Raw genomic sequence first — 8,110 nt, 5'->3', positions numbered from 1 at the left:
GAGCCGGACCTTTGCGCTGCGCTACCCGCGCGCGCAGGACGTGCAACGGCTGCTGGCCGGCGCGACCGGCCAGCGCCTGCTGTCGAAGCGCGGGGCCGCGGCGGCCGATCCGCGCATGAACCTGCTGTTCGTCACCGATCTCGCGCCGCGTCTCGACCAGGTCGCGAGCCTGATCGAGGCGATCGACCGGCCGTCGCGGCAGGTCCGGATCGAAGCCCGCATCGTCGAGGGCGAGCAGGGTTTTTCGCGCAATCTCGGCGCGCGCGTCGCGCTGCGGGCGCAGGGCCGGCCGCCGTCGGGCGAGAGCGCCACGTTCACGACCGGTGCGCGCAACGCGCTCGACCTGGCTGCGCGGCCGCTCGGCGGCTTCGAAGCGGCAACCGCCGGCTTCACGCTGTTCGCCGCGCCGCTCAGCCGTGTGCTCGACGTCGAACTGAGCGCGCTCGAGGCTCAGGGGCGGGGCCAGATCGTCTCGAGTCCGCGCGTGGTGACCGCCGATCGCGTCAAGGCCATCGTCGAACAGGGTTCGGAGGTGCCGTACCAGGCGAAGGTCGGCAACGGCGTGAGCGGCGTGCAGTTCCGCCGGGCGACGCTGAAGCTCGAAGTCGAGCCGCAGATCACGCCGGACGGGCGCGTGGTGCTCGACCTGGACGTGACGAAGGACAGCATCGGCGAGCCGACGGCGGCCGGCCCGGCGATCCATACGAAACACGTCCAGACGCGTGTCGAGGTCGAAAACGGCGGGACGGTGGCAATCGGCGGGATCTATGAGCAACTGAACAGGAACGATGTGACGCGCGTGCCGCTCTTGGGCAAAATACCGTTTCTGGGCGCGCTTTTCCGGCACCGCGCGCAACGCGATCAGCGCAACGAGCTGGTCGTCTTCATCACGCCCACCGTCGTCGATGCGCGCTGCAATGCGCGCGGCGCGGCCGGCGCGGATGCCGAAAAAACAGGGCCGGAAGCCGCCGGTGCAGGCTCGACAAGGCAGCCGCTTTGCCAGTAAGCTGCGCCACACACCAGCAAGATTGAAGCAGAGGAAGCCGTTGCAAGCGCGGGACCCACATGCAAACGTATTTTTCGTCGGCCTTATGGGAGCGGGTAAGACCACCGTGGGCCGTGCGGTCGCGCGTCGTCTCGACAGGACGTTCTTCGACTCCGACCACGAAATCGAGGCCCGCACGGGCGCGCGCATCCCGGTGATCTTCGAGATGGAGGGCGAGGCCGGGTTTCGCGATCGCGAAACGCAGGTGATCACCGATCTCACGCAGCGCGAGAACATCGTGCTCGCGACGGGTGGCGGCGCGGTGCTGCGCCCGGAAAACCGCGACTGCCTGAAAAACAACGGCATCGTCGTCTACCTGCGCGCCAATCCGCACGATCTGTGGCTGCGCACCCGCAAGGACAAGAACCGCCCGCTGCTGCAGACCGAAGATCCGAAGGGGCGTCTCGAAGCGCTGTACGAGATACGCGACCCGCTGTACCGCGAATGCGCGGATTTCGTCATCGAGACCGGCCGTCCGTCGGTCAACGGTCTCGTCAACATGGTGCTGATGCAACTCGAACTGGCCGGCGTCATCGCCAAGCCGCTACAAGCATGATTACTGTCAACGTCGATCTGGGCGACCGCGCCTATCCGATTCACATTGGTGCCGGCCTGATCGGCCGCGCCGAGTTGTTCGCGCCTCACATCAAGGGCTCGTCCGTCACGATCGTCACGAACACGACGGTCGATCCGCTTTACGGCGACGCGCTGCGCGCGGCGCTCGCGCCGCTCGGCAAGCGCGTGTCGACGGTCGTGCTGCCGGACGGCGAGGCGTACAAGAACTGGGAAACGCTGAACCTGATCTTCGACGGCCTGCTGACCGACCGCGCGGACCGCAAGACGACGCTCGTCGCACTCGGCGGCGGCGTGGTCGGCGACATGACGGGCTTTGCGGCCGCGTGCTACATGCGCGGCGTGCCGTTCATCCAGGTGCCGACGACGCTGCTGTCGCAGGTCGACTCGTCGGTCGGCGGCAAGACGGGCATCAACCACCCGCTCGGCAAGAACATGATCGGCGCGTTCTACCAGCCGCAGGCCGTAATCGCGGACATCGGTGCGCTCACGACCCTGCCCGACCGCGAACTGGCGGCCGGTGTTGCCGAGATCATCAAGACCGGCGCAATTGCCGATGCGGAATTCTTCGACTGGATCGAGGCGAACGTCGACGCGCTGAACCGTCGCGACCCGGCTGCGCTCGCGCACGCGGTGAAGCGCTCGTGCGAGATCAAGGCGAGCGTGGTGGCGGCCGACGAACGCGAAGGCGGCCTGCGCGCGATCCTGAACTTCGGCCACACGTTCGGCCATGCGATCGAGGCCGGGCTCGGCTACGGCGAGTGGCTGCACGGCGAGGCGGTCGGCTGCGGAATGGTGATGGCGGGCGACCTGTCGGTGCGGCTCGGCCTGCTCGACGAAGCGTCGCGGCAGCGCCTCGATGCGGTGATCGCGGCCGCGCACCTGCCGACCCGCGGGCCTGCACTCGGCGACGCGCGCTACATGGACCTGATGCGCGTCGACAAGAAGGCGGAGGCCGGCGCAATCAAGTTCATCCTGCTGAAGCGATTCGGCGATACGCTGATCACGCAGGCGCCGGACGAAGCCGTGTTCGCTACACTGGCGCAGACGACCCACTAACGGCCGCCCGGATGCCCTGGCGCCCCTGACATGGAGGAGACGTGAGCGAGACATCCAGCAGCACACTGCCCGAAGCCGGCCGCGCATCCGCTGCGCCGGTGGCCGAGCCGCCGACGCTGGCGGCGCTGGAAGCCCATCTCGCTCCGTATGCCGCCCACGCGTTGCAGTCGCGCGGCCGTCGCCATCCGGAAACACCGCCGGCGGCGCGCACCGAATTCCAGCGCGACCGCGACCGCATCGTCCATTCGACCGCATTTCGCCGGCTCGAATACAAGACGCAGGTCTTCGTCAATCACGAAGGCGACCTGTTCCGCACACGCCTCACGCACAGCCTCGAAGTCGCGCAGATCGCGCGCTCGGTGGCGCGCAACCTGCGCCTGAACGAGGATCTCGTCGAAGCGATTTCGCTCGCGCACGATCTCGGCCATACGCCGTTCGGCCATGCCGGACAGGACGCACTGAATGCCTGCATGCGCGAGCATGGCGGCTTCGAGCACAACCTGCAGAGCCTGGCGGTCGTCGACGAGCTCGAAGAGCATTACGGCGCGTTCAACGGGCTGAACCTGTGCTTCGAAACCCGCGAAGGCATTCTGAAGCACTGCTCGCGCGAGAATGCGCGCAAGCTCGGCGCGCTCGGTGAGCGCTTCCTGCAGGGCCGCCAGCCGTCGCTCGAAGCGCAGCTTGCCAACATCGCGGACGAGATCGCGTACAACAACCACGACGTCGACGACGGCCTGCGTTCCGGCCTGATCACGATCGAACAGCTCGCGGAAGTCGAGCTGTGGCAGCGCCACTACGAGGCGGCACTCGCCGAATTCCCGCGCCTCGAAGGCCGCCGTCTCGTGCATGAGACGGTGCGCCGCATCATCAACACGCTGATCGTCGACCTGATCGACGAGACGACGCGCAATCTCGCGCGCGTCGCGCCTGCGTCGCTCGACGACGTGCGCGCCGCACCGCCGCTCGTGTCGCACAGCGAAACGGTTGCCGCGCAGGCGGCCGCCCTCAAGCGTTTCCTCTTCAAGAACCTCTATCGCCACTACAAGGTGATGCGCATGGCGAGCAAGGCGCAGCGTGTCGTCACCGGTCTGTTCGATGCGTTCATCGACGATCCGCGCCTGCTGCCGCCGCCGTACCAGTCCGACGATGCCGCGCACCAGCCGCGTCTCGTCGCGCACTACATCGCCGGCATGACCGACCGCTTTGCGCTGAAGGAGTATCAGCGCCTGTTCGTCATCAGCGACAACTGACTGTCACAAACGATCACTAGACTTCGCCGGTTCAATGGCGACGGGAATGTTGCACACGCTGTTGGTAACGTTTTCATAGGAGAGAGGTCGATGAAGAAGAAGCCTGCGGGGACACTGGTTCGTTCGATCGCGCTCGGCGGCGCGCTGATGTTCGGGGTGCAGCACGTGGCGCTCGCCGCGACGGAAATCCAGTTCTGGCATGCGATGGAAGCCGCGCTCGGCGAGCGGGTCAACGCGATCGCCGACCAGTTCAATGCGTCGCAGAGCGACTACAAGATCGTGCCGGTCTTCAAGGGCACCTACGACCAGGCGCTCGCGGCCGGCATCGCCGCCTATCGCAGCGGCAACGCGCCGGCGATCCTCCAGGTCTATGAAGTCGGCACGGCCACGATGATGCAGGCGAAGAAGGCCGTCGTGCCCGTGTACGACGTGTTCAAGCAGGCCGGCGTGCCGCTCGACGAGAAGGCGTTCGTGCCGACCATCGCGAGCTACTACAGCGACGCGAAGACGGGCCATCTCGTCTCGATGCCGTTCAACAGCTCGACGCCGGTGCTGTACTACAACAAGGACGCGTTCAAGAAGGCCGGCCTCGATCCGAACCAGCCGCCGAAGACGTGGGCCGACGTGCAGGCCGATGCCGAGAAGCTGCGCAAGTCGGGGATGGCATGCGGCTTCACGACCGGTTGGCAGGGCTGGATCCAGCTCGAGAACTACAGCGCGTGGCACGCGCTGCCGTTCGCGAGCCGCAACAACGGCTTCGACGGCGCCGACGCCGTGCTCGAATTCAACAAGCCGCAGCAGATCGCGCACATCTCGTTCCTGCAGCAGATGGCGAAGGACGGCACGTTCACGTACGCGGGCCGCAAGGATGAAGCGTCGGCGAAGTTCTACAGCGGCGACTGCGGGATCATGACGACGTCGTCGGGCGCGCTCGCGAACGTGCAGAAGTTCGCGAAGTTCAGCTACGGCACCGGCATGATGCCGTACGACGCGAACGTAAAGGGCGCTCCGCAGAACGCGATCATCGGCGGCGCGAGCCTGTGGGTGCTGGCCGGCAAGGATCCGGCGACCTACAAGGGTGTCGCGAAATTCCTCGCGTACCTGGCATCGCCGGCCGTCGCCGCGAAGTGGCACCAGGATACGGGCTACCTGCCGGTCACGACCGCCGCGTACGACCTCACGCGCCAGCAGGGCTACTACGCGAAGAACCCGAGCGCCGAAACCGCGATCAAGCAGATGCTGAACAAGCCGCCGCTGCCGTACACGAAGGGGCTGCGCCTGGGCAACATGCCGCAGATCCGCACGGTGGTCGACGAGGAGTTCGAACAGGTCTGGGCGCAGAAGAAGTCGCCGAAGGACGCGCTCGATTCGGCCGCGTCGCGCGGCGACGAGCTGCTGCGCCGCTTCGAGAAGTCGGGCGGCTGAGCCCGCATCGCACCGTGCCGCCGGCCGCGTCGCATCCTGCACGGATGCACGCGCCGGCTGGCGGCACGGCCACCTTTCCGTTGCGCCTGACCGGATATCCGCGATGCAATCCCGTTCCCGTTTCGGTACGAGCCTGTTGCCGTACCTGCTGATCGCGCCGCAGCTCGCGATCACCGCCGTGTTCTTCCTGTGGCCGGCCGGCGTCGCGCTGTGGCAGTCGACGCAGATGCAGGACGCGTTCGGCACCTCGAGCGAATTCGTCGGCCTCGCGAACTTCACGCACCTGTTCGCCGATCCGCTGTATCTCGATTCTTTCCGCACGACGCTCGTGTTCAGTTCACTTGTTACGGTGAGCGGACTGGTCGTGTCGCTGATCCTCGCCGCGTGCGCCGATCGCGTGATCCGCGGCGCGCGCGTGTACCGCACGCTGCTGATCTGGCCGTACGCGGTCGCGCCGACGATCGCTGCGGTGCTGTGGGCATTCCTGTTCAACCCGAGCATCGGCCTGATCACCTATGCGCTCGCGAAGAGCGGCATCGTGTGGAACCACGCGCTGAACGGCGGCCAGGCGATGTTCCTGGTCGTGCTCGCGTCGGTGTGGAAACAGGTGAGCTACAACTTCCTGTTCTTCTACGCGGGCCTGCAGGCGATCCCGCGCTCGCTGATCGAGGCGGCGGCGATCGACGGTGCCGGGCCGGTGCGGCGCTTCTTCAACATCGTGCTGCCGCTGCTGTCGCCCACCAGCTTCTTCCTGCTGGTCGTGAACCTCGTCTACGCGTTCTTCGACACGTTCCCGGTGATCGATGCCGCTACCGGCGGCGGCCCGGCGCAGAGTACGAAGACGCTGATCTACAAGATCTTCGCGGAGGGCTTCCAGGGGCTCGATATCGGCAGCTCGGGCGCGCAGTCGGTCGTGCTGATGATCATCGTCGTCGGGCTCACGGTGATCCAGTTCCGCTTCGTCGAACGCAGGGTGCAATACGCATGATCGAAAATCGCAAGGGCTTCGACCTGTTCTGTCACGCGGTGCTGATCGCGGGTGTGGTGCTGGTCGTGTTTCCCGTCTACGTCGCGTTCTGCGCGGCGACGATGAACGCGCAGGAAGTGTTCACGGTGCCGCTGTCGCTCGTGCCGAGCACGCACCTGTTCGAGAACGTCGCGTACATCTGGGGGCATGGCAGCGCCGGCACGACCGCGCCGTTCGGCCGCCTGCTCCTGAACAGCTTCGCAATGGCGTTCGGCATCTCCGTGGGCAAGATCGCGGTGTCGATCCTGTCTGCGTACGCGATCGTCTATTTCCGCTTCCCGTTCCGCAACACGGCGTTCTGGCTGATCTTCGTCACGCTGATGCTGCCGGTCGAGGTGCGGATCTTCCCGACCGTGCAGGTCGTGTCGACGCTGCACCTGACCAACACCTATGCGGGGCTTACGCTGCCGCTGATCGCATCGGCGACCGCGACGTTCCTGTTCCGCCAGTTCTTCATGACGTTGCCCGACGAGCTGATGGATGCCGCGCGCATCGACGGCGCGGGGCCGCTGCGGTTCTTCTGGGACGTCGTGCTGCCGCTGTCGAAGACGAGCATCGCGGCGCTGTTCGTGATCACGTTCATCTACGGCTGGAACCAGTATCTGTGGCCGATCCTGATCACGACGGAGGCGTCGCTGTCGACGGCGGTGGTGGGCATCAAGACGATGATCGCGAGCGGCGACGCCGCGACCGAATGGCAATACGTGATGGCGGCGACGCTGCTGGGAATGATCCCGCCGCTCGTCGTCGTGCTGGCGATGCAGCGCTGGTTCGTGCGCGGCCTCGTCGATTCCGAGAAATAAATGACGGACGGCAACCGGGAGAAAGACCAAGAATGGCTGCGCTGAGCTTGAAGGGCGTCAGGAAATCCTACGACGGCAAGCAGCACGTGCTGCATGGCATCGACGTGGAGATCGCCGACGGCGAATTCATCGTGCTGGTCGGCCCGTCGGGCTGCGGCAAGTCGACGTTGCTGCGGATGATCGCGGGGCTCGAGACGGTGACGGACGGCGAGATCGCGATCGGCGAGCGCGTCGTCAACACGCTGGAGCCGAAGGATCGCGATATCGCGATGGTGTTCCAGAACTATGCGCTGTACCCGCACATGACGGTCGCGCAGAACATGGGCTACGGGCTGAAGATCCGCGGGATCGAGCGTGCGACGATCGATTCGCGGGTGGCGGCGGCTGCGAAGATCCTCGAGCTCGAGCCGCTGCTCGCGCGGCGGCCGCGCGAGCTGTCGGGCGGCCAGCGGCAGCGCGTCGCGATGGGGCGCGCGATCGTGCGCGAGCCGTCGGTGTTCCTGTTCGACGAGCCGTTGTCGAACCTCGACGCGAAACTGCGCGTGCAGATGCGGCTCGAGATCCAGCGGCTGCATGCGCGGCTCGCGACGACGAGCGTGTACGTGACGCACGACCAGATCGAGGCGATGACGCTCGCGCAGCGCGTGATCGTGATGAACCGCGGCTACGCGGAACAGATTGGTGCGCCGGTCGACGTGTACGAGAAGCCGGCGACGGTGTTCGTCGCGGGCTTCATCGGCTCGCCCGCGATGAACCTCATGCACGGCCGGCTGTCGGACGACGGCGCGACGTTTACGGTCGCAGGCGACGGCCCGGCGCTGCCGGTCGCAGGGGCCCCGGGGATCGGCGCGGCGATCGCCACCGGGCGCGACTGGGTGCTCGGCGTGCGTCCCGAACACATGACGCCGCAACCGGGCGTCGCGCAGGC

8 protein-coding genes are annotated in these 8,110 nt (G+C 66.5%); all 8 read left to right on the top strand.

Features of this window, described 5'->3' with window-relative positions:
• The coding region (gene pilQ, locus G3O00_RS37310; protein ID WP_206146010.1) for a type IV pilus secretin PilQ at window positions 1–1,006 on the top strand (1,006 nt) is incomplete at its 5' end.
• 40 nt (window positions 1,007–1,046) lie between these two features.
• Window positions 1,047–1,601: a shikimate kinase gene (locus G3O00_RS37305; RefSeq protein ID WP_174935082.1), complete on the top strand. Its 555-nt coding sequence runs from the start codon at window positions 1,047–1,049 to the stop codon at window positions 1,599–1,601.
• Entirely contained in the window at window positions 1,598–2,677 is a 1,080-nt protein-coding gene (gene aroB / locus G3O00_RS37300; RefSeq protein ID WP_174934995.1) for a 3-dehydroquinate synthase, read from the top strand. Before G3O00_RS37305 ends, aroB begins: the two co-directional genes overlap by 4 nt.
• 65 nt (window positions 2,678–2,742) lie before the next feature.
• The gene (locus G3O00_RS37295; RefSeq protein ID WP_241025513.1) at window positions 2,743–3,927 is read left to right on the top strand and encodes a deoxyguanosinetriphosphate triphosphohydrolase; all 1,185 of its coding nucleotides are present in this window, start codon (window positions 2,743–2,745) and stop codon (window positions 3,925–3,927) included.
• 90 nt (window positions 3,928–4,017) lie between these two features.
• Window positions 4,018–5,352: a sn-glycerol-3-phosphate ABC transporter substrate-binding protein UgpB gene (gene ugpB, locus G3O00_RS37290; protein WP_206146009.1), complete on the top strand. Its 1,335-nt coding sequence runs from the start codon at window positions 4,018–4,020 to the stop codon at window positions 5,350–5,352.
• A gap of 103 nt (window positions 5,353–5,455) precedes the next feature.
• The gene (gene ugpA / locus G3O00_RS37285) at window positions 5,456–6,340 is read left to right on the top strand and encodes a sn-glycerol-3-phosphate ABC transporter permease UgpA (RefSeq protein WP_039366730.1); all 885 of its coding nucleotides are present in this window, start codon (window positions 5,456–5,458) and stop codon (window positions 6,338–6,340) included.
• Complete coding sequence (gene ugpE, locus G3O00_RS37280; protein WP_174935001.1) at window positions 6,337–7,182, top strand: sn-glycerol-3-phosphate ABC transporter permease UgpE; 846 nt, start codon at window positions 6,337–6,339, stop codon at window positions 7,180–7,182. Before ugpA ends, ugpE begins: the two co-directional genes overlap by 4 nt.
• 32 nt (window positions 7,183–7,214) lie before the next feature.
• Window positions 7,215–8,110 (top strand): sn-glycerol-3-phosphate ABC transporter ATP-binding protein UgpC (ugpC, locus tag G3O00_RS37275; protein ID WP_206146008.1); only part of this gene is annotated, 896 nt, incomplete at its 3' end.

The sequence above is a fragment of the Burkholderia sp. Ac-20384 genome (assembly GCF_017104605.1).
Taxonomy (GTDB): domain Bacteria; phylum Pseudomonadota; class Gammaproteobacteria; order Burkholderiales; family Burkholderiaceae; genus Burkholderia; species Burkholderia lata.
Note: the sequence above shows the minus strand (reverse complement) of the source record. Positions and strands in the feature narration are given on the sequence as shown.